The sequence below is a fragment of the Vitiosangium sp. GDMCC 1.1324 genome (assembly GCF_003044305.1).
Classification (GTDB): domain Bacteria; phylum Myxococcota; class Myxococcia; order Myxococcales; family Myxococcaceae; genus Archangium.
Genome location: NZ_PZOX01000001.1, coordinates 222,389 through 244,424 on the forward strand (window position 1 = coordinate 222,389; position 22,036 = coordinate 244,424).

Genomic DNA, 22,036 nt, shown 5'->3' on the forward strand with positions numbered 1-22,036 from the left:
GGTGCATCATGTTCACCTGTCTCGTTGGCCCGCGAGTGGCGGGTGTGCGGCAACACGCTGCGTGGACCGTGCTGGCCCTGGTGGCGCTCGTGTTCCAGGTGGGCTGTGCCACGGGAGCACCCTTGGGGGGTCGCCCGCTCGGGAGCTACCCATATCGGCCCCTGAAGCCTCAGCGCTTCCATGAGCCACCGCCAGAACTCCTTACTCCCGGCAGTGGAGACAGTGCTGGAGGGTCTCTCGTTCCGGCTCGGGGGCCGAACGCGATGATCCGCTTCGAGGAGGGAGTCAGGGAGCGGGAGAGGCGGGTGGAGGAGGCGAGGGCGGAGGCCCTGGTACTGGCGGCGCGGAGAGAGGGGCGCGGGCCGGATGCGGACGAGGCGGCGAGGGAGGCTGAAGCGGACAGGGCCGCGGCCCGGCTGGTGGGCCAGTGCAGCGGAGTGGAGGAGGTGGGGACGGTGCTGGCCTTCACCTTCTGGGTGGAGGACGGCGCGCTGACGCCGGTGGGCTACCAGGAAGAAAGGCGTGGCGAGCGCGCGGGGAGGCCGGTGGAAGCGGAGAAGCTGGCGCGGGTGCTGCGCCACGTCTTCACTGAGTACGTAGGGCGGCGGACGGGCGAGGTGGTGCTGAGGCTGAGGCGAGAGGAGTCACAGTGGGCGGTGGACTACGACGCCACGCGCCCAGCAACCCGTCCTCCCGAAGCCAGGACACTCGCGGTGCGCACGCAAGGCACCCCGGCTGACACCTTCCTCGCCTTTCAGGAGGCGGCCGGGAAGTGGACGCGCGCCGTGCAGGTGCCAGCCGGTGGCGCGGCGCAGGTGGAGCTCGAGGTACGGCTGGAGGACGGCCGGCTCGGTGGCTGGGAGTTGAAGGAGGTGCGGCGCACGCGCGAGGGGCCGGGAGGCAGCCCACGGCGGCTGTCGTCCGAGGTGGCGGGGCACCTGGTCCAATCGCTGCTGCCCTTCACCGAGGGGCTGGGCCCGCGCACGGTGCATCTGGTGTTGCGGGCTGAGCACCGGCTGGGAGAGGAGGGGGCACGGGGCCGGGTGGAGTCCGTGCAGGTCGTGCGCCCGCCGTATGTGCCCGGGCCAAGTTGGTACCTGTCCATGCACGAGGCCATCCTGCTGCGCTGGCGGGAGAACGTGGTGGAGGGCTCGGCGTGGCTGGCGCAGCGGGGCGTGGAGGAACTGGCCGTGTGGTGCGCGATGGGAATCATCGCCAAGGGCCTGGGCTTCTTCGCGACGGAGGGGCTGGAGTGGGTGACGAGGGCGCTGGGGAGAGACCCCGAGGTGGTGGCTGGGTGGTTGCGCACCTCGCTCAAGCGCCTGTCCACGGAGGAGAGGGCTGCCTTTGAACAGCTCTGGCAGAAGGTGGCGCTGGAAGGCGAGCAGGCCCTGAGTCGGAGCGAGCGAAAAGCACTGCGAGGACTCTTCGTCCGGCTCGAAGAAGCTATTCAGGAGCCGTTGGATGATGATCTGAAGCGAACTCTTCGAAAGGAAGCTCGCGCGTATTACGTGGAGCTATATCCGCAGTTCGCTAAAATCTTGGATGAGCAGGGTCGCATGCTTCCCCTCCATCATCGGAGGCCGCTCCAATACGCTCATCTCTTCCCGGATGAAAACATCAATGCCGCAGAGAATCTGGCGGTGTTGCAGAACTATATTCATAAAGAAATCAACGTCTTGTGGGGGAGGTTTCGAAAGGCCCGGCCCAACCCTACAGCGGATGAAGTGAGGCGAGCAGCCGAAATCATTGATAGGCAGTTCGAGCCCTGGTACCACCGCGTCGATGAGCCACCAGGATTGTTGAAGACCGCCGAACAAGCCAGAGAGGCCGCGCTTCGTGAGTTGAAGATCCGATTCCCTGGCCTTGAGTAGACAAGGAGAAAAGATGGAGTCCATGGCTTTGCCCGGACTGGAGCGGCTGATGGAAGTATGTCAGCGGTTGACTCTGGGCCTGAAGACCTCACCGCCTGCGCGTGAGCCGTTGAGGGCTGGAAGTTTGCTGGCGGGCGTTCCCTTCGACCCGGTACTGGCGAGCGTCTATGCGCGCCTGGGGCACGCGGCTTTCGCCACCAAGGTGATGGGGTGGGTTCTTACTCGCTACGATGATGAGGTGCATGGGCTAGAGAAGGATAACGAGTGGTGGCGGGAGAACTATGAGGCGCAACTGGGGGAGTCTGTGATTGTTTTCGGTGGTGAGAAGGGGCTGGCCTACACCTATGCCACCGTACCCGGCCTCGCAGATGCGTGGGGAAGGCAGCCTGTAGTGGAGGTGAACACCTATGAGGACGAGCTCAAGGTCATGCCCATTGCCTCGAACGTAGACCGTTTCTTCGACAGCTACTCGCGTTATCTGGAAGCCCTGGTCGCAGACCCGCGTTACCAAGAGTCGGGAGAAACGGATCTCATCTTTCCCTGGCACGCAACTGGGATTCTCGCACGGGATGAGCGGCTAGTGGAACTGATGCGCGCTGGGCGCTTCGAGTCGTTGATGAAAAACACGAGGGAAAGCAAGGCGACGCGCCAGTGGTTCGCGAAGGTGGCGGGCGTTCCGGTGTGAGTGCCTGTTTCTCTCGAAGATGAGGAGGAACAGTGGAATCCATGGCCTTGCCCGGATTGGAGCGACTGATCGAGGTGTGCCAGCGGTTGAACTTGGGGATGGAGACCTCACCGTCCGCCCGTGAGCCGTTGAAGGCTGGGAGTTCGTTGGTGGGCCTTCCATTCGATCCGATCCTGACGAGTGTCTACACCCGCCTGGGACATGCGGCTTTCGCCACGGAGGTGATGAGATGGGGGCTCACCCGCTCCGACGACCAAGTACACAGGCTGGAGGAAACCAACAAACGGTGGCGGGAGGAATGGTGGAAGGAGCTGGGGGCGCCGGTAATTGTTTTCGGTGGCGATATCTATACCTATGCCACTGTGCCTGAACTCGCGGACGTATGGGGAAGGCAGCCCGTGGTACGCGTGGACACCTACGAGCCTGATGCCCACGTCATGCCCGTGGCCTCGACTGTGGACAGATTCTTCGACAGCTATTCGCATTACCTGGAGACCCTGATTGAAGACCCTCGCTACCAGGAGTCGAGAGAAACAAAGCTCTTCTTTCCTTGGCATGCGACTGAAATCCTCGCGCGGGACGAGCGGTTGGTGGAGTTGATGCGCGCGGGGCGCTTCGACTCTTTGATGAAGAACATGGATGACGAGACGCGCCGCTGGGCCGCCAAGGTGATGGGGAACCAGGTGTGAGTGCCTGGCCCCGCAATGGAGGAGGAACGATGGAGTCCATGGAACTGCCCGGGTTGGAGCGGCTGTCGGAAGTATGCCAGCGGTTGGACCTGGGGTTGGAGACTTCACCGCCCGCTCGTGAGCCGTTGAGAGCTGGGAGCTTGCTGGAGGGGATTCCCTTTGATCCGGTACTGGCGAGTGTCTATGCGCGCCTGGGACACGCAGCTTTCGCCACGGAGGTGATGTGTTGGGTGCTCTCCCAATCCAACGATGAGGCGCACGACCTGGAAAAAATGAATAAGCGGTGGCGGGAGAAGTGGTGGAAAGAATTGGGGGAGCCTGTGATTGTTTTCGGCGGCGATATGGGAATGGCCTACACCTATGCCACCGTACCCGGCTTTGCGGACGGATGGGGAAGGCAGCCCGTGGTGCGCGTGGATACCTACGAGTACGAGCCCAAGGTCATGCCCATCGCCTCGAGCGTGGACAGATTCTTCGACAGTTACTCGCGCTACCTGGAAGCCCTGGTCGCAGACCCGCGTTACCAGACGGCAGGAGAAACGGATCTCCTCTTTCCCTGGGATGCGACCGAAATCCTCGCGCGGGACGAGCGGTTGGTGGAGTTGATGCGCGCGGGGCGCTTCGACTCGTTGATGATGCATGTGGACGACGAGACGCGTCGTTGGGCCGCCAAGGTGATGGGCACCCAGGTGTGAGTGCCTGACTCCACGATAGAGGAGGAACGATGGAGTCCATGGCTCTGCCCGGGTTGGAGCGGTTGTTGGACGTATGTCAGCGGTTGAATCTGGGCATGAAGACCTCACCGCCCGCGCGTGAGCCGCTGAGGGCTGGATGTTTGCTGGCGGGCGTTCCCTTCGACCCGGTACTGGCGAGCATCTATGCGCGCCTGGGGCACGCGGCTTTCGCCACGGAGGTGATGGGATGGATTCTCACCCGATCCGATGATCGGGTACACAGGCTGGAAGAGAACAACAAATGGTGGCGAGAGAATCACTGGGAGCAACTGGGGGAGCCCGTGATTGTTTTCGGGGGGGAGATGGGAATGGCCTACACCTACGCCACAGTACCTGGTCTCGCGGATGGGTGGGGAAGGCAGCCCGTGGTGGAGGTGAACACCTACGAGTACGAGCCCAAGGTCATGCCCATTGCCTCGAACGTGGATAGGTTCTTCGACAGCTACTCGCGTTACCTGGAAGCCCTGGTCGCAGACCCGCGTTACCAGGAGGCGGGAGAAACGGATCTCATCTTTCCCTGGCACGCAACCGAGATTCTCGCACGGGATGAGCGGTTGGTGGAGTTGCTGCGCGCTGGACGCTTCGAATCGTTGATGAAAAACACGAAGGAAAGCAAGGCGACGCGCCAGTGGTTCGCGAAGGTGGCGGGCGTTCCGGTGTGAGTGCCTGCATCCTGTCGAAGATGAGGAGGAGCAGTGGAATCCATGGTCCTGCCTGGATTGGAGCGACTGATCGAGGTGTGCCAGCGGTTGAATTTGGGGCTGGAGACCTCACCGCCCGCCCATGAGCCGTTGATGGCTGGGAGCTTGTTGGAGGGCGCCCCATTAGATCCGATCCTTGCGAGTGTTTACGCCCGCCTGGGATACGCTGCCTTCGCCAAGAAGGTGAGGGGTTGGGGGATCACCCGCTCCGATGAGCAGGTGCACAGGCTGGAGGAGGATAACAAATGGTGGCGGGAGCACTATTGGGAGAGGCTTGGTGAGCCCGTGATAGTCTTCGGCGGCTACGTCTATACCTATGCCACCGTGCCTCGTCTCGCGGATGGGTGGGGAAGGCAACCCGTGGTGGAGGTGAATACCTATGAGTTCGATGAGCTTTACGTGAGGCCCGTGGCCTCGAACGTTGACCGGCTGTTCGACAGTTACTCGCGCTATCTGGAAGTCCTGGTTGCTGACTCGCGCTACTTGGAGTCGGGTGAGAAGGGACTCATGTTTCCCTGGGACGCGACCGAAATCCTTGCGCGGGACGAGCGGTTGGTGGAGTTGATGCGCGCGGGGCGCTTCGACTCGTTGATGAAGAATGTGGACGACGAGACGCGCCGATGGGCCGCCAAAGTGATGGGGACCCAGGTGTGAGTGCCTGACTCCACGATGGAGGTGGAACGATGGAGTCCATTTCCCTGCCAGGGTTGGAGCAGCTGATGGAGGTATGTCAGCGGTTGAGCTTGGGCCTGAAGACCTCGCCTCCCGCCCGTGAGCCGTTGAAGGCTGGGAGCTTATTGGAGGGCGTTCCCTTCGACCCGGTGCTGGCGAGCGTCTATGCGCGCCTGGGACATGCGGTTTTCGCTACCAAGGTGATTGGATTGGTTCTCACCCAGTCCAACGACGAAGCGCATGGGGTGGAGGAAAAAGCCAGGTGGTGGCGGGAGGAATGGTGGAAGGACCTGGGGGAGCCTGTGATTGTTTTTGCTGGTGACGTCTACGCTTACGCCGCCGTGCCCGGTCTCGCGGATGCGCATGGTCGGCAGCCCGTGGTGATGGTGGATACCTATGAGCTCGCGCCCAAGGTCATGCCCATTGCCTCGAACGTGGACCGGTTCTTCGATACCTGGGCGCGCTACCTGGAAGCCAAGGTCTCACACTCGCCCCACAAGGAGGTCGGTGGAATAGATATCCGTTTCCCTTGGGATGCGACCGAAATCCTCGCGCGGGATGAGCGACTCGTGGAGTTGATGCGCGCGGGGCGCTTCGACTCGTTGATGAAGAATGTGGACAATGAAACACGCCGCTGGGCGGCCAAGGTGATGGGCACCCACATGTGAGTGTCTGGATCCACGGTGGGTTTGATTCGTCTGCCTCCCAACTCCGGACCCTCGCGCACGTTCACGGCGCGACGTCACGCCGCCGCACCCTCGCATCTGTGTTGGCCAACTGTGCTGCAATCCTCTGGGTCTGTTGGACAGGGGAACGGTCGTGCCCGTGCGCTTCGCCTCGCGATTGATGCTCGTGCTGGCCCTGGTGGGCGTCGTGCCCGTGTTGGTGCTCGGCGGGCTGTCCTTCCGCGCCAACCGGGATGCGCTCCTCCGTCTCGTGGGTGGTCTCCAGACGCAAGCCGCCACGGACCTCGCGCGCTCCTGCCGCCAGCTCGTCCTCATGGGCGTGGACAACCTCCGCCTCGCCGCTGAGTACCTCCCGCTCGAGCGTCTCGGCCCCCAGGATGCCTCCCAGGTCCTCAGCATTCCCCTGCGTCAGCTCGGTACCCTCAACCTGCTCGTGCTGGTGGACGCCCAGGGGCACGCCATCGCTCCGGCCGTGTTCACCCCCGAGGGCGGTGGCAACCGGCAGCGCGTCACCGAGGACTCGCTGGCCCTCTTCTCGCGCCAGGCTCCCGTACAGGCCGCCTTGTCCTCCGGTGCGGCCATCGGCCCTCCGTACCGCACGTCCGAGTCCTCCGGGGGCCGCGTGGCGCTCGCGGTGCGCGCGGGAGAGCGTTCCTCCCGTCTCCTCCTGGCGGAGCTGTCGCTCGCCGAGCTGGGTCACCGTGTGGAGGAGCTGGCCCTCGAGGGCGGTCTGGCCTTCATCGTGGACGCCCAGGGCTCACCGGTGGCCTCCTCGCTCGGGCAGGGCGCGCTGAGCGACGAGGAGCGCACCCTGGTGTCCGAGGGGCTCTCTCTCGGCGAGTCCCTGGTGCGCACCGTGCGGGGCTCGGACGGCACCGAGTACCTCGCCGCCTTCGCTCCCGTGCCGGACCTCGGCTGGGGCGCGGTGGTGGGGCGCAGGGCGAACGTGGCCTTCGCTCCGGCCGAGCACGTCCGGCGCTCGACGTTCTTCTGGGCCCTGGTGGCGCTGGCGGCCACCGGCGTCCTCGGGTTCGTGCTCGCCCGGGGCGTGAGCCAGCCCGTGGCTCGTCTCTCCGAGGGCGTGGCCGCGCTCGCCGAGGGCCGCTACGACCAGCGCATCTCCGAGGAGGGCCGTGACGAGCTCGGACGGCTCGCCCGTTCCTTCAATCACATGGCCGGAGAGCTGCAACGGCGCGAGGCCGAGCTGCGGCGCTGGAGCGAGGAGCTTCAGCAGCGCGTGGACGAGCGCACCCGGCAGCTGCGCGAGGCGCAGGATCAGATCGCTCGCACCCGGCGGCTGGCGGCGCTCGGCTCACTCAGCGCCGGCATCGCCCACGAGCTCAACAACCCGCTCACCGGCATCCTCGGACTGTTGTCGCTGGCCAGCGAGGACGTGCCCGCGATGTCGAGCCTGGGCCAGAGTCTGGCGATGGCGCTCGAGCAGGCCCGCCGCATGGCGCGCATCATCAAGGAGCTGCGTCAGATGGCGGAGCAGGAGCGCGTGGGGGCGGGCCGCCCGTTGGATCCGCTTCAGCCGGTGCGCGCGGCGCTCCACGAATTGCGCGACGAGCTCCCCTCGCGCGGTGTCACGCTGTGCTGCGAACTGGGCGAGTCGGTGCCGCGGGTGCTGGGGCATGCGGACCAGCTCCAGAAGGTCGTCACGAGCCTGTTGCAGAACGCGCTGACCGCGATGCCCACGGGGGGCACGCTCTCGGTGGGGCTGGCGGCGGTGGAGGGGGACGCGGTGTGCCTGTCGGTGAAGGACACCGGCAGGGGCATCCCCGAGCCCTTGCGCGAGCGCATCTTCGATCCGTTCTTCACCACGAAGGACGAGCCCGGGCGGGTGGGGTTGGGGCTGTCGGTGGCGCACCGCATCGTCGAGGCCCACCACGGCCGCATCCGGGTGGAGAGCGCCGAGGGGCAGGGCACCACCATCACCGTCATCCTTCCCGCGGCGGGCGGGGAGGCACATCTCTCTTGAGGAACCCGGTGGAAGGAAGGAGCACGCCATGCGGACAGCACAGGTCGCGCGAGACGTGAAGGGGCGTGGAGGCGTCTGGTCGTGACGTCCTCACGGGATGCATTTGGCCGGACCCTGGTGCTCGGGTTGGGCCTGGTGTTCCTGCTCGCCCTGGGCGGGTGGGTCGCCTTCGAGCGCTTCGAGGCCGCCGCTCCGCCGCGCATGACGGCCGCCATGTCCACGCTCGCGGGGTCTCGGCCCATCCCGGCCGTGGTGCCGGAGGTGCGCGCCACGGTCGTCGAGGTGGTGGGCTCGGTGGAGTGGACGCATGGCGAGACGTGGACGGCGCTGCGCGTGGGAGATGCGCTCGCCCCCGACGACTCCGTCCGCACCGGCCCCGGTGCCCGGGTGGACTTGAGGGTGGGGGACGAGGCCTCGCGGTTGTCCATCCCCGAGCGCTCCGCGGTGCGGGTGGGGGAGGTGACGCGCGCCGTCCACACGCTCCTGCTCGAGCGCGGCCGCATCGACGTGGACTACCGCGGGCGGAAGGACCGGGTGCTGCGCGTGCGCAGCGAGAGCGGCACGGTGGCCGAGACGCGGGAGGCGCGCTTCTCCATGCTCCGCGGTGGAGCCATGGTGGCCGTGGCCACGCGGGGCGGGTCGGTGAACCTGTCCTCCGCGGGAGTCACCGTGCAGGTCGGCGCCGGGCAGCAGTCGGTGGTGTTCGATGGAGCGAAGCCGCTCGCCGCCGAGCCCATTCCGCTGGAGGTGCTGTTGAAGGTCGCGGCGAAGGCCAGCGCATCGGAGTCGCTCTGCCTCTCCCTGTCCGGGAAGGTGCGCGTGGGAACGGAGGTGTTCGTGGAAGGGGAGCCCACGGTGGTCTCGCATGACGGCTCCTTCCATGCGGACGTTCCGCGCCGCGAGGGGCTCTCCCAGGTGAAGGTGGTGGCACGGGAGCCTGGAGGTGAGATCCGGGAGACCCTGTTGGCGTGCCGCCCCCGCGCGAGAGCCAGGGCTCCCCGTGTGGAGTCGGTGAAGTTCCGCTGGGAGGAGGCGCCCTGACACCATGTGCTCGCACCCGGTGTCCTGGCTGTTGCTGCTCGTGGGGCTGCTGGCGGGTGGGTGGCCCGCTCGAGCGGCAGGAGCGGATGCTGCTCCCGTCTCCACGGGCGGTGGCATCCGCATCCGGTGCATCCCCGAGCACGTGCTGCTCGGCTCGGATCGCGAGGCGGAGGTGCGCCTCGAGTTGGACTCCGAGGCCACCGGCGTCGAGCTGCTCGCGAGCCGGGGTGAAGTGGGGCCGCTGACCCGGGTGGCGCCAGGCGTCTTCCGTGCCACCTACGTGCCTCCGCGGCAGAGCCTTCCCCTGGAGGTCATCCTCGTGGCGCTGGCGCGGGGCCCCCGGGGAGGTTTCGAGTCCTGGTCGGTGCTTCCGCTCTGGGGCCAGGGCCAGGCCGAGGTGCGCACCCTGCCCGGAGCCCCCGTCACGCTTCAGGTGGGGGAGCGGACCTTCGGGCCGGTCCAGGCGGATGCGGCGGGGCTCGCGAGCATCCCCGTGGAGGTGCCGCCCGGCCTGCACGAGGCCTTCTTCGGGCGCAAGCGCATCGATCTCGGAGTGCCACCGGCGCCATTGCTCCACGCCGTCGTCGGACGCCGCGAGGTGCGGGCCGATCGCGAGGAGACGGTGGACATCCGCCTCTACACGTTGAAGCCCGAGGGCGAGCCTCCACGTCCGGACGCCTTCTCCTTCTCCGTGTCGCGTGGCACCGTGAGCGCGCCCGCCCTGCTGGAGAAGGGAGTCCTCCTCCTGCGGTGGACCGTGCCTCCGGGACCGGTGGGACGCCTGGAGCTGAAGGGCTCGGTGGCTGGGGAGCGGCGGAGATCGGTCGGCGTGCGGCTGGAGGCGGTGCCCGGCCCGGCCCAGCGCTTCGAGATGCGGGTGGATCGCGAGGCGCTCGTGGCCTCGGAGGAGGTCCGGGTGGCGGTGAAGGTCGCCGTCCGGGATGCCCTCGGCAATCCGGCTCATGCTGGACTGCGGCTCGAGTCCGATGTCACGGGCGCGCAGATGCTCACCGAGCGGAAACCGGGAGAGTACGCGGGGGTGCTCGAGCTCTCCCCCCGCTTCGGTGGACGGGAGCGGCTGGAGTTGCGGGTGCTCGCGGAAGGGGTCTCCGCGCCCGTGGGCTCGAGGACCCTGGTGCTTCATGCCTCCGAGCCCGCGCGGGTGCGGGTGGAGCCGCTGCATGGGGTGTTCGTGGCGGATGGCCAGTCGGAGGCGGCCTGGCGCATCTCCGTGGAGGATCGTTTCGGCAACCCGGTGCGGGAGCCCGGGCCCGAGGCCACGCTCGCGGGGGGGCTGTCGGGCACGCTCCTCCCCAAGGAACCCGGTCAGTACGAGTTGCGGTACGTGCCGCCGGAGGCGCGCGTGGACCACCTCTCCGAGCTGGAGGTGCGCGTGGGGAAGGTGCGTGGGAGGGGAACGCTCCCGCTGTTGCACCGCAGGCCCGTGCTGCTGGTGTCTCCACGCGCGGGTCTGGTGACGAACTTCGCGCGGGTGCTGGCGCCGTCCGTGGGGCTCCGGCTGGAGGTGTGGCCGCTGCGCTCATTGCTGGCCCTGGGGTTGCTGCTCGACACCGGCTATCTGCGGTTCTCACTCACGGGCGGCGAGGCGGTGCCCGGCTTCACGGGGCGCAACGAGATGTTCGAGACCTCCGTGGCGGTGGGGCTGCGGACCCTGCGAGAGCAGGGGCTCCAGGGCTGGGTGGGGGCGGGTCCCTCATTGGCCCGGGTGCGTGGCCGCGTGCCGCTGGGCGACGGGCGTGTGCTGGAGGAGGGCGCGTGGGTGCTCGGGGCGCAGGCGTTTCTGGGGGTGGGCCTGCGGCTCGGACCCGGGCAGCCCTTTCTCGAAACGCGGTTCTGTTGGTTCGACGAGCCGTCCCTGCGCGTGCTGCGCGGTGTGTTGCGGGGCGGCGGTCTTCACCTGGGGTATCGCCTTGCGCTCTTCTGATCGTGGCTTCCTTTGGTTGTTCGTGTGGCTCGCGCTTTGGGTCCTTGGGACCGCGTGTACTCAGGAGGCGGGCAACGAGCTCGACCCGCGTCCTCAGCAACTGGTGCCGGGCTGGGGGATGAACACGGAGCCGGTTTCCGTGGTCATCGAAGGGGAGAACTTCCTGGCGCTCCCCACCCAGCACATCGGCGGTGCGGAGCCGGTGACGGTGGACACACGCTTCGCGGCCTTCCTCGATGATGTGGCCCTCGAGGACGTGACCCTGGAGGATTCGCACACGCTGCGGGCCCGGATTCCCGAGGGGCTCGCGCCCGGCTGGCACACGCTGGCGGTGGTGGGGCCCCTGGGGCGGCGCGCGGAGCTGCTTCGGGCGTATTACGCCTCGGCTCGGACGCTCGCGTCGCTGAGCGCTCGGGCCCTGCTGGAGCGGGACAAGGTGTCGGTGGCGGAGCGGACGCGGCTGCTGCTGACGGTGGAGAACACGGGCGGTACGGCGGCGCTCGCCGTCACTCCGGTGTTGCACCGGTCGGGCGATGGCCAGGTGGAGGTCATCACGGAGCCGGTGCCCGCGGACATCGCCCCGGGCGCGAGCGCGTCCTTCGCATGGGAGCTCGGCGCTGCCTCGGCAGGAGACCTGCGCTTCACGCTGGATACCCGGGGAAGCGAGTCGACGATCGGACTGGAGTTCCAGACGCCCGGTGTGGAAGCCGGGCCGCTCCAGATACGGGAGCGAGCCGTGCTCACCACCGCGCTCACCGTCTCGCCGCGCGTGGTGCCCGAGGGGTATCCGCTGAAGGCCAGCCTGCACGTGACGAATCCGGGGGAGAGCGCGGTGCTGGAGGTGGTGCCCGGAGTGCCGGTGGTGTCGGGGCGCCCGGTGGTGCCCCTGTCCGGGCCGGTGCCGGCGAGTACGGACATCCCCGCCGGAGAGAGCCGCGATTTCGAGTGGACGTACACCGCCGGCACCGTGGGCACGCTGTCCTTCCGGGTGGGCGCGGTGGGCCGCGATGGCCACAGCGGTGTCGAGGTGACCGCGCGTGAAGCCCACTCGGAAGAGGTCACCGTGCAGGCGCAAGATGTGCTGGTGGCGCGCTTCTCCCATGTGCCCTCGAACGTCGACGTAGGGCAGCCGTTCGATGTCGAACTGGAGGTGCGCAACCTGGGAGACACTCCCGTGCTCGGGGTGATGCCCGAGGCGGCGGGCTTCTCGGGAACAGCGCAGATGTTTCGCGTCTCCGACCCGGAGCCGGCGAGCGTGGACATCCCCGGAAAGGGGCGGACGGTGTTCCGCATACGCCTCGTGGGAACGAGCGACGGCTCGTTTGTCTTCAGCACGGGGGCTCGTGGGGTGGAGAAGACGAAGGGAATCCTGGTGAGGGCCCCGCGCGTGAACTCCTCCTCGGTGAACATCCGGAATCGCGCCGTGCGCTCCGTCACGGTCTCGGCGCCCACCGGGGAAGGGCCCTGACTCCGCGCCGTCGAGTGGCCTTCACGGGGCGGCGGCGCTCACCGGCTCCACGGGCCTCGTGACGCGGGAGGCCTGCACGTGCGGGGGCAGGGTGAGGCGGAACGTGGTGCCCTCGCCCAGGCGGCTGTCCACGGAGATGGTGCCGTCGAACGCGTCGAGGATGGACTTGCAGATGAAGAGGCCCAGCCCCGTGCCCTCGCCCGCGGGCTTGGTGGTGAAGAAGGGCTCGAAGAGCAGTGGCATGTGCTCGGCGGGGATGCCCATGCCCGTGTCACCCACCTCGGCGCAGGCCTCGCCATTGGGGCCCGTCCACAGCCGGACGCGGATCTCATGGTCGCCCCCATCATCGGGGATGGCCTGGGCCGCGTTGACCACCAGGTTGAGGAAGACCTGGGCCAGGCGGGGCTCGTTGGCCAGCACCAGCGGCACCTCCTGGTAGTCGCGCACCACGCGGGCCCGGTAGCGGATGTGCACCAGCGCCATCTTCAGCGCCGCCTCGAGCACCTGGCGCAAGTCCACCAGCATGCTCGCGTCGCCAGGGTCTCTGGCGAAGGCCTTCACGTCCCGAGCGATGTGGCGCACGCGCTCGGCGCCCTCGCGGATGTCGCGCAGGGTGGACTCCACCGACGCCAGGCGCTCGGCGAGCGAGGCCAGCTCCGGGCCCTGGCGCGGCTGGTGCTCGAGTCCCTTGCGCAGGGACGGCAGCTCCTCGTCGAGCCAGTCCAGGTTGGAGAGGATGTAGGCCAGGGGCGTGTTCACCTCGTGCACCACGCCGGCGGCGAGCAGGCCCAGCGAGGCCATCCGGTCCGCCTGCACGAGCATGGCCTGCATGCGCTCGCGCTCCTGGCGCAGACGGTACTGCTCCAGGGCCAGCTTGAGGCGGTGCTCGAGCGTGTCCACCTCGAAGGGCTTGAGCAGGTAGTCGAAGGCACCCAGGCGCAGGGCCTCGACGGCGCTGTCCACGTTGCCGTAGGCCGTGACGATGAGGGCGTTGCACCCGGGCTGCACCGAGCGCAGCCACTTGAGGAAGTCCAGGCCGCTCTCGCCCGGCAGGTTCTTGTCGATGAGCGCGCAGGCGAAGGTGTGCTTCGCGGCGAGCTGGCGCGCGGCGGCGGCGTCTGGTGCCAGGACGGGGATGGCCCCCGTGCGCTGGACGATGAAGGACAGGATGGTGCGCAGGGACGGCTCGTCATCCACGACCAGCACGGACTCGGGAGCGGGGCTCTCACTCGTTCTCATCCGCGTGACCTCCGGCTGCAGTCGCCCCCTGTGTCTGCGCTCCTCCCCGGGTGTGGGGCGCCATTGCCCCACCCTCGGAGCGCCTTCTCAGAGGGTGGGGGAAACTGAGGTCGCCCCATTGGGGATGCAAGGGAGCAGGCTCAATCCCTTCTTCAGGGCATTCTCTGGAATGCCGGATGTGTTGACGGGTGGATGGGAGAATGCCTCCGAGGGCAACTGCTGGCCCGAAGCGCCTCTCACGCGGCGAGCGGCACACCGGCGCGCCTGCGCGCGGATGTGTGACGAGGACCGCAAGATTCACCAAGTACGCCCCAGCCCCCTCGTCCACGATGACGTTCACGCGGAAGGAGACGAGGTATGCGTGACGTGGCAAGCAGGAGGGTAGGTGTCTATGGCGCGACCGGGCACACGGGAAGATTCGTGGTGAACGAGCTGCGCCGGCGGGGATGGGTACCCGTGCGGATCGCGCGCTCCCCGAGGCGTCACGACCTCTCTCCCGAAGCCGAGGTTCGGGTCGCCGCGATCGACGACGATTCGGCCCTCGACCGAGCGCTGTCCGACGTCTCGGTGATCATCAATTGTGCGGGGCCCTTTCTCGATACGGCCGACGCGATCGTTCGCGCGGCGCTGCGCACCGGCGCGCACTACTTGGACGTGACGGCGGAACAACTTGCCGCGAAGGCAACCCTGGAGCAGTTCGCAAACGCCGCCGCGGCGGCGGGTGTCGTCGTGGCTCCAGCATTCGCCTTCTATGGCGGACTGGCCGATCTTCTCGCGACGGCGGCCATGGGGGAATGGCGCTCCGCCGACGAGATCACCGTCGCCGTGGCGCTCGATAGCTGGTGGCCGACCCATGGGACACGGTTGACGGGCAAACGGAACACCGCACGGCGGTTCGGCGTTGCAGACGGTGCGACCGCGTTCGTTCCCGATCCGCCACCTCGGCGCTCCTGGGCTTTTCCCGAACCGTTCGACACGCAGGAAGTCATCGAGCTCCCGTTTTCGGAGATCGTCACGATCGCGAGTCATCTGCGAGCACGCGACATCCACTCGTACATCAATCTCGCGCCGATCGCGGACATTCGAAATCCAGATACGCCAACACCTCGGGCCGCGGACGAGAGCGGACGGTCCGCCCAGACGTTCGTGATGGACGTCGTCGTCAAGAACGGAAACGAGGAACGCCGAGCGACGGCGCGCGGCCGTGACATCTATGCGTTCACCGCTCCCCTGGTCGTCGAAGCCGCGACCCGGCTCGTTGATGGACAAGCCAGGCGCACGGGAACGGCCGCTCCGGGAGCGCTTTTCGACGCGCGAGATTTTCTAGCATCGTTGGCGCACGAGCTCGTCGTCACATTTCGCTGAGCCGGAGCGTGCACCCTACACGGCGATCCGCGGCACCTTCGAGCGGGGCGGGACCAGCGCCCCGAGCATCTTCATCCCTGGATAGAAGTTGTCCGCCGCGCAAGCGACGCTCATGGCGGCCTTCGTCTCGTTGCCGATGAACAGATGGAAGGTGCCCTGCTCGATGTTGAAGCCCAGGCCCGCGTTGTACGGGGCCAGCCGCTCCTCGCCCTTGCCGAACAGCTTCGAGGCCCGGACGACCAGGCCGTCCTTCGTGAAGCGGGCGGTGGGGCCCCAGAGGATCTCCTCGCCCTGCTTCAAACGCTCGAGGAGATGGCCGGCGACGATATCGGCCACCTGATCGCGCAACATGTCCAGGTCCGAGTCGTTGCCTTGGATGGTCTGGTTGTGGCGGATCGCCTTTGCGCCCGGGCCGGGGGTGAATCGCATGTTCACCGTCGTCCCGGCGTAGGCGCCGTTGTAGTAGTTCCGGGTCGCGCCGAACTGGAAGCTCGTGAGCTCCGAGTAACGCAGCGTGCGAGTGCCGAAGAGCGACTTCCGGGTGACGCCCAGTTCATACACGCGGAAACGGCCGAGGGCATGGGCGGCGAGCCACAGGGCCACGCTCCACCCGATGACCAGGAACAGGGCGCTCTCGACCCAGCCCCCGCCAAGGGCGAAGCCGATGATTCCCCACAGGCCGCCGAGGAAGAAGCAGCCCGCGAATCCCCAGGAGAGGAACAGGCCGACGGTGCCCACCTTCTTCTGGAAGAGGATGCGTCCCAAGGCGCCGGCCATGGGCCGCTCGCGGCCGGTGCTCTGGCGTTGCGCCAGCGTGCCGAGCAGCCGCACGTTGGGGCTCGCCTCTGGAATGGAGAGGAAGGGCAGCTCCTCCCCCGGACGCCAGAACGAGACCTTCCCCTCGAACATGCCCGAGCCAGCCAGATCGCGCAGCCGCACCGGCTGCTGCCCGTCCGCGTGCAGCCCCTGCGAGTCGAGCGCCCAGCCCTTTCCGCCCAGCGACGCGCCCGTCGCGAGCCTCGCCTCCGCCTTGTCGGCGAGCTTGTCGAGGATCCGCGCCATGACCGGCCCGAAGCGATCCTCGGCCTTGACGCTCGCGAACTGGGCGACCTGGGTGCTTCCACCGGGCCATACGAAGGTCAGGGAGCGGAGGATCCCGGCGTGCGTTCCGTTGTCGTGCCTGGCCTCCTCCTTGAGGGAGAAGTCGCGGACCTCGGAGTAGGGGATGACCGCGTCGGTGCCCTTGCGCGAGACGACGATGCCCTCCTCGTGCACGGTGAGCGCGCAGCGCAGGGCGGCGCGACGGACGAGCCCGAACACACCGAGCCCGGCGAGTGGAGCTGCGAGGACGAGGCAGACGCTGCCGGCGATGACGCTCTCGGCCACGGCCAGCCATCCCCCGAGGCCGCCCAGCGCCACCGCGAGCACGAGCAGGGCGATGGAGCCCGCGTAATACCTGGCCGGCGGTGGAGCGAGCTCCATCCGCTTCACGACCACGTCTCCCAACCTGCGCTGGGCCGCGCTTCCCACGGCATCCAATGACATGAGTTCCCCTCCGAGCGCGGGACTCTATTCAACTTCCGCTGCTCGCCGCGAGGGGGGCCTCTCGGGGGTGCTCCTGATGCTCGGCCACCGTGGCGGATGGGGACAATGCGCGAAAGATTCTCAGCACGTTCGCGGCGCAGCCCTTCCAGTTGTCTCTCCAAGTATTCTTGTTGCTCATTGCCCTCGCCGGAGGGTAACGCTCAGACTTCCTCGTCGGGCAGGAGCGTGAGGAGCAACTCGTCGTCGGGGCCGAGCGGGCGCCAGCCGGGCGGCGGTGGTGCGGTACGGAGCGCTGCCCTGGCCTGCCTGACCCGCTCCTTATGTGTTTCTGGAGTGAAGCTGGTCCACATGGCGAGTGCCTTGGCGATCTCGAAACGGGATTGGTCGTCCGGCACTGCCGGCCAACCGTCAGGGATACTCTGGGACAACAGGCGCACGAGAACATCGCGCACCAATCGTGTGACCTGATGGCGTCGCTCCGCCTCGGCGAGCAACCCGCTCAACACCTGCACCCCTGCGACGTCGTCCTCACCAAGCTCTTCGGCCAGCGCATGAAGCGGGATGGCAGGGCGCGCCTCGGCGAAGGCGGTGAGCGAAGCGAAACCACGCTCACGGACCCGCTCATAGAGGCGGACCCTCCAGTTGCCCCGCCAAGCACTCCCATCCGTCATAGACCTCTCCAGGGGACGAAGTTCATCGGGATTTTATATAGCCTCATGTACTCCGCGACGACCTTCAGGACCTCGCTCTGTGTCAACATCCGACCAGCTTCGGCCTCGGCGTCGCGCAGAGCCTCCATGATCATCTGGTTCCACTCGCCGGGCCATTTGCGGCCCACGCGCCAGTCGCCACCTCCATGAATCGCCTCGTGGTGAGCCTGCTCCATCTCGACGCAGAACTGGTCGATGCTCATGTCTCCGGTGAAGCCGCGCTTCTCGAACCACTCGCGGAACTCTCGCGGCAAGACGTGGTGCTGCGGAGGCTCGCTCATGCCAGCCCCCGCTTTACCCGTCACGCGCATGCCCCGCACCTCGGGCCCGTCGCCGAGCGCCTCGCGCACTCCTTGCGGCAACTCGTCGTGCGACTGCGCCATCATCACCTGACCGGCGTGAATCCGCACAGCGGCGCTGACGACTGGGAGGGAGATGACTCCCGCCTGCACCAGACGGCGCATCATCTCCACCCACTCGGCGGAGACAACAATCTGCGTGCCCATCATCACGCCGTCGCCTCCCACCACGAGGCCCACTCCGAGTGTGGCGGGAGCGGTCGGAGGCAGCAGTGGCAGCGACATCCTCATCGCCGATACCATGGTGACCATCTCGACGATCTGCACCAATTGCATCACCTGACTGCCGCGCTCCGCCGCCATGTGCATGGCTTCACAGGTTGAAGTGAACTCGCCCGTGAGATGGCCCATCAACGCGGGGAGGTCGGTCGCCGCTGCCTCCACCTGCTCTGGCTTCAGCGAGGAGAGCGCCCTCATGGAGGGCTCGAGCATCTTCTGTACGCGCTCAATGTCCCGGAACAACCTCTCCACGCTGTAGAAGGGGTGCTGCTTGATCACGACGTCAGCGAGGCTGAGGAAGTCGATCCATGCGGCGAGCAGGAGGGAGCCCATCATGGCAGCCTCGAGTCGTGGGCCGGTGAGGCGCAGGACGGCGAGCTGCATGTCCGGGTCATCCATCTCCGAAGCAGTGCGGGCCAGCGTCGTGGCGGCAGCGAGCTCGGCGTCAATCCACCGCAGTTGACGTTCGCCGTAGACGACGTAGCGGGCAAACACGCCGTTGGCTCGGCTGCCGATGCCCGCCGTGCTGTCCGCGAGCTTGGAAAGCGAGCTGGCGATGCGCCTGGTGGAGCCCGACACGTCGACAATGGCACCGAAGACCGCCTGGCGGGCCAGGGTGGCGCTCTGCGCGCCCCCAACAGCTCCCGATACACTGCCAGGGCCCGTCCCCGTCACGGCCTCACGGGCGCCCCGGCGACGGTACTGTCGCTCCGGCGCCTCGGGCTCAGGCTGGGCTGGGCTGGTGGGGGAGAGGCGAGGGCGCGCGGAGGCTCAACACTCGGCTCTTCGGCCGACGCGGGCGCGGCAACCTCGAGCGGCGTATAGCGCAGACTCATCCCCCGGCCGGGCGGTGGCGTCAGCGATGCGCAGCCGGTGGACAGCAGGGCCACGGCGAGCACCAGGCCCGCCCACAGGGCTCGCCGTGAGTCAGCGGGCGGTGGCTCCATTGCATCAGCGGGCAGGCTATCGGACCGTTCCGCCAGGGAGCGCAGCAGCAGCGTGGAAGTCATCGTCACCTCCGATGGATGACTCCCATACTATCAGTTTTGTCTGACAGAGCCGAAAAGCCCGGGTAGGCGGCAAGTCGCTGTGCAAGCTCGACCGGGAGCTGCGCGCCGACCGGACTCCCCTCTGGTCAGTAGGCGATGCCCACCAGGTGCAGGTCCCCGAGCCCATCATCGAAGCGCCGGGCGTACTGGTAGAAGAAGGACACGCCGATGGACTGTCCGAAGGTGGTGCGCAGAAAGGCCGCGCCGCCCGCGGCCCGGTGGTTGTCGCGCAGGTCCGTGCGCGCCCACGAGCCGAAGGCCTCCAAGTCGAGCTGGCTGATGAAGAAGGAGGGCCCCAGCCACAGGAAGGAGCTCCACCCGTAGTCGAAGATGATGCGGTAGCGATAGCGCGCGTTGGCGATGAGGACGTTGGTCGCGCTGAGGGCGAAGTCCTCGTAGCCGCGCAGGTACTCGGAGAAGGCGAGGCCCGGCTGGAGGCTCAGCGGGAGGTAGCGCGAGTCCTCGGGGCCCGTGCGGCCCTGGTAGATGGGGGAGCCGAACTGGATGCCGCCCACCTGGAGGAGTCCCTTGGGCGCATTGGGCAGGTAGCGCGCGATGGCGGAGAGCTGGAGGTTGTCGCGCTTGAGCAGGGGCAGGCCCGGTGCGTACACGGTGGCCTCGGCGCGCAGGTCCGCGAAGGGGTTGGTCTCATCGAAGGCGAGGGGGTACACGCCCGCGCCCAGGGAGAGGCCCACGCCCCGCTGCGCGCCGCCGTACGAGGTGCTCTCGCTGGCCAGGTAGGAGATGGTGGCCTCCGGTCCGAGCAGCGTGGTGCGCACTCCCGGGTGGCTGGAGGTGGAGTACCAGTCCCGGCGCAGCGCCAGCAGGTTGAAGCTCACGGGGGTGGTCCAGAAGACGCGGGACGCGGTCAGCGAGGCCTGCAGGTCGCGCCGGTCGCTCTGGCCGATGCGCACCGCGGACAACTGCATGTACCAGGGCGCGGCCACGGAGGTGCCATAGCTGAAGGCGAGGTTGGGGCTTCGCAGCTTCGTGTTGGCCTCCACCTGGAGGGCGTACTGGTGGAAGCCCAGCCGATCCTGCCCCGCCAGGGCCACGCCGCCGTAGCCGATGAGCTCGTTGGAGCGGGAGTCCGGATCCGGCAGCACGTAGAGGTACGGGGCGCGCAACTCCGGGAGGAAGAAGTGCTCCATGGTCGAGTAGGGCTCGTCCGAGAGGATGTCCAGCGTGTGTCCCAGGTACGGGGCCGACGCCGGCGAGGGGGGCGCGGCCGGGGCGGGAGCGGGGGAGGGCGCCTGGGCGACGGCCTGGGGCGCGGCCGCGGGGAGGATGGGGGCGCGATCCACCGAGAAGTCGAAGGCGTCGCGGTTGAGGAAGACCACGTCCGTGCCCCCGAGCGGAGCCACGTCCATGACCAGGTGGGGGGCGTCGGTGATGCGCACCGGCTCGCCGCCCGCCAGGTCGAGGACATGGGCCTGCCACCGGCCCTCGTACTCGCGGAGGAAGACGATCCGCCCCTCATCCAGCCAGCGGGGGGCGTAGTTGTAGTGCACGTCGTCCGTGAGCGCGCGGATGGTGCCATCGGGCTCGAGCAGCGCGAGGTTCCAGCCGTGCTCCGTCATCCGGGAGAAGGCGATGCGCCCGTCCGCGGACACGGAGGGAGGGCCGAGCGACTCACGTCCCTCGAAGTGCGTGAGCGGCGTGCGCTCGTCGGTGGCGAGGTCCAACCGGTGGAGGTTGGCGCTGTCTCCCGAGACGTGGATGAAGACGTAGGCGCGGCCGTCCGGGGTGACGCTGCCGCCCATGCCCTCGATGCCTTCCCAGGTCTTCATCACCTCGCCGGTGCGCGCGTCCACCTGCCACACGCGCGAGAGGGAGCTCTCCAGCGAGTCGATGTCCGAGGCCACGAGGAACAGGAAGCGTCCGTCGGCGGTGAAGGACAGCCCGCTCATGTTGAGGGGGTGGGTGGAGATCCACCGGCGCCCGGGGAGGAACTGGGTGAGGGAGTGGCTGAAGCGCACGGAGCCGTCGCGCTCGCGAACGATGAGGCGGGGGACCTCCTCGCGTCCCGCCTCGATGGTGGCGATGGCTCCGTCCGCGGGCGAGGCCGTGAGCCGGGTGAAGTTGCCCGCCTTCGGGGCGAGCACCTGCTGGGTGTCAGGGCGCTTGCGCGGCGCCTGCGTCGTCATGAGCTCGAGGGCGAACTGGTTGAAGAGCTCGCCGATGTTGCGGCCGTACACGCTGCCGAAGCGCAGCGTCACCCCCAGCGGTGGGATGACGGACTCTCCCTGGCGCTCCACCAGTTGCCACAGCTTGTCCTCGCCGTAGCGCCGGGCGAGCCACTCCACGAAGTAGCTGCCGGTGAGGTAGTTGCCGCCGAATGGCTCCATGCGCCGGTGCTCCGGCGAGAGGTAGCCGGCGTGGAAGTCCCCGTGGAGCGCCTCGTTGGCGGACTCGAAGTAGCCGAGCCACACGGGGCTGTGGGGGCGTCCATCCGCCCGGCCCAGCCGCCCCTCGTAATAGGTGGCGAGCCCCTCGAGGAACCAGGACTCGGTGAAGGAGTTGGGCTGGAAGAGGCCGCCGGTGACGGTGTTCACCGCCCCCCAGAGTCCATCCGTCTGCTGGAGCTGCACGTAGTGGACGGACTCGTGGCAGCTCACTCCGCCGATCTCGGCCGGGCCGAAGCCCAGCAGGTTGAAGAGCTCCAGCGACATGTGCGACGGCAACACCATCTGCTGGGGGATGCTGGAGTAGTCCGGCGTCACGTACGCGTTGTTGAAGTCCGCGCCCGTCAGGTAGATGAGCGCGCGGGCGCGTGGGCGGGGGCTCTTGGTGAGGGTGCGCAGGCGCTCGACGCAGTCCTCCAGACGGGCGGCGACGCGCAGGGCGGCCGGGCGCAGACGGGCCGGGTAGTAGAGCTCCAGGCTCCGCGTGGACAGCTTGCGCATGTCCTCCCGGGCGAAGTCCGCCTGGATGTTCTGGGGGAAACGGGGTGTGACGAATGCGCACCCGGCGAGGGAGAGCAGGAGCAGCAGGAGGGGGAGGAGGCGGCTCGGCATGCGCCCCCATCCTAGGTGCGGCGACAAATCATGGCGATGAACTTGGTTTTCGGGGTA

At 67.8% G+C, this 22,036-nt stretch carries 18 protein-coding genes; 12 read left to right on the plus strand and 6 right to left on the minus strand.

All coding sequences use genetic code 11. The annotated features are described in order from the left end of the window. Positions 1-263: 263 nt before the first annotated feature. The 11 genes from DAT35_RS00800 (at position 264) to DAT35_RS00850 (ending at position 12,476) form a co-directional block, all read left to right on the plus strand. On the plus strand, positions 264-1,874 hold the full coding sequence (locus DAT35_RS00800; protein ID WP_108064941.1) for a hypothetical protein: 1,611 nt from the start codon (positions 264-266) through the stop codon (positions 1,872-1,874). A 13-nt stretch (positions 1,875-1,887) separates the two neighbouring features. After that, positions 1,888-2,559 carry a hypothetical protein gene (locus tag DAT35_RS00805; RefSeq protein ID WP_108064942.1) on the plus strand — a complete coding sequence of 224 codons (672 nt, stop codon included), beginning with the start codon at positions 1,888-1,890 and terminating at the stop codon, positions 2,557-2,559. Positions 2,560-2,591: 32 nt separating this feature from the next. After that, positions 2,592-3,248: a hypothetical protein gene (locus DAT35_RS00810; protein ID WP_146209529.1), complete on the plus strand. Its 657-nt coding sequence runs from the start codon at positions 2,592-2,594 to the stop codon at positions 3,246-3,248. Positions 3,249-3,277: 29 nt separating this feature from the next. Next, on the plus strand, positions 3,278-3,943 hold the full coding sequence (locus tag DAT35_RS00815; RefSeq protein ID WP_108064944.1) for a hypothetical protein: 666 nt from the start codon (positions 3,278-3,280) through the stop codon (positions 3,941-3,943). Positions 3,944-3,972: 29 nt separating this feature from the next. Then, a complete protein-coding gene (locus DAT35_RS00820) occupies positions 3,973-4,644 on the plus strand; it encodes a hypothetical protein (protein WP_108064945.1) in 672 nt (223 codons plus the stop codon). Positions 4,645-4,677: 33 nt separating this feature from the next. After that, positions 4,678-5,337, plus strand: coding sequence for a hypothetical protein (locus DAT35_RS00825; protein WP_108064946.1), 660 nt, complete (start codon positions 4,678-4,680; stop codon positions 5,335-5,337). Between the two features lie 89 nt (positions 5,338-5,426). Continuing rightward, complete coding sequence (locus tag DAT35_RS00830) at positions 5,427-6,023, plus strand: hypothetical protein (RefSeq protein WP_158501497.1); 597 nt, start codon at positions 5,427-5,429, stop codon at positions 6,021-6,023. Between the two features lie 151 nt (positions 6,024-6,174). Then, positions 6,175-8,022, plus strand: a complete 1,848-nt coding sequence (locus DAT35_RS00835) for an ATP-binding protein (RefSeq protein ID WP_108064948.1) — start codon at positions 6,175-6,177, stop codon at positions 8,020-8,022. 81 nt (positions 8,023-8,103) lie between these two features. Next, on the plus strand, positions 8,104-9,063 hold the full coding sequence (locus DAT35_RS00840) for a FecR domain-containing protein (protein ID WP_108064949.1): 960 nt from the start codon (positions 8,104-8,106) through the stop codon (positions 9,061-9,063). A gap of 4 nt (positions 9,064-9,067) precedes the next feature. After that, a complete protein-coding gene (locus DAT35_RS00845; protein WP_108064950.1) occupies positions 9,068-11,008 on the plus strand; it encodes a hypothetical protein in 1,941 nt (646 codons plus the stop codon). A 118-nt stretch (positions 11,009-11,126) separates the two neighbouring features. Continuing rightward, a complete protein-coding gene (locus DAT35_RS00850; protein WP_108064951.1) occupies positions 11,127-12,476 on the plus strand; it encodes a hypothetical protein in 1,350 nt (449 codons plus the stop codon). 21 nt (positions 12,477-12,497) lie between these two features. On the opposite strand, the gene DAT35_RS00855 is transcribed toward DAT35_RS00850, so the two are convergent. After that, positions 12,498-13,715 (minus strand): sensor histidine kinase, encoded by a 1,218-nt coding sequence (locus DAT35_RS00855; RefSeq protein ID WP_108064952.1) that lies wholly within the window; start codon positions 13,713-13,715, stop codon positions 12,498-12,500. A gap of 357 nt (positions 13,716-14,072) precedes the next feature. On the opposite strand from DAT35_RS00855, the gene DAT35_RS00860 reads away from it, so the two are divergent. Continuing rightward, positions 14,073-15,080, plus strand: coding sequence for a saccharopine dehydrogenase NADP-binding domain-containing protein (locus DAT35_RS00860; RefSeq protein WP_108064953.1), 1,008 nt, complete (start codon positions 14,073-14,075; stop codon positions 15,078-15,080). Positions 15,081-15,095: 15 nt separating this feature from the next. Here DAT35_RS00860 and DAT35_RS00865 read toward each other — a convergent pair whose 3' ends face one another. The 5 genes from DAT35_RS00865 to DAT35_RS58740 all read right to left on the minus strand — a co-directional run bounded on the left by DAT35_RS00865 (position 15,096) and on the right by DAT35_RS58740 (position 21,979). Next, positions 15,096-16,625 carry a hypothetical protein gene (locus DAT35_RS00865; RefSeq protein ID WP_108064954.1) on the minus strand — a complete coding sequence of 510 codons (1,530 nt, stop codon included), beginning with the start codon at positions 16,623-16,625 and terminating at the stop codon, positions 15,096-15,098. A 200-nt stretch (positions 16,626-16,825) separates the two neighbouring features. Beyond that, positions 16,826-17,296 carry an NUDIX hydrolase gene (locus DAT35_RS00870; protein WP_108064955.1) on the minus strand — a complete coding sequence of 157 codons (471 nt, stop codon included), beginning with the start codon at positions 17,294-17,296 and terminating at the stop codon, positions 16,826-16,828. Further along, complete coding sequence (locus DAT35_RS00875) at positions 17,293-18,588, minus strand: DUF2380 domain-containing protein (RefSeq protein ID WP_233261236.1); 1,296 nt, start codon at positions 18,586-18,588, stop codon at positions 17,293-17,295. Before DAT35_RS00875 ends, DAT35_RS00870 begins: the two co-directional genes overlap by 4 nt. Then, positions 18,585-18,923, minus strand: coding sequence for a hypothetical protein (locus DAT35_RS60450; protein WP_233261237.1), 339 nt, complete (start codon positions 18,921-18,923; stop codon positions 18,585-18,587). Before DAT35_RS60450 ends, DAT35_RS00875 begins: the two co-directional genes overlap by 4 nt. Positions 18,924-19,048: 125 nt before the next feature. Further along, the gene (locus tag DAT35_RS58740; protein WP_158501498.1) at positions 19,049-21,979 is read right to left on the minus strand and encodes a hypothetical protein; all 2,931 of its coding nucleotides are present in this window, start codon (positions 21,977-21,979) and stop codon (positions 19,049-19,051) included. Positions 21,980-22,036 lie beyond the last annotated feature (57 nt).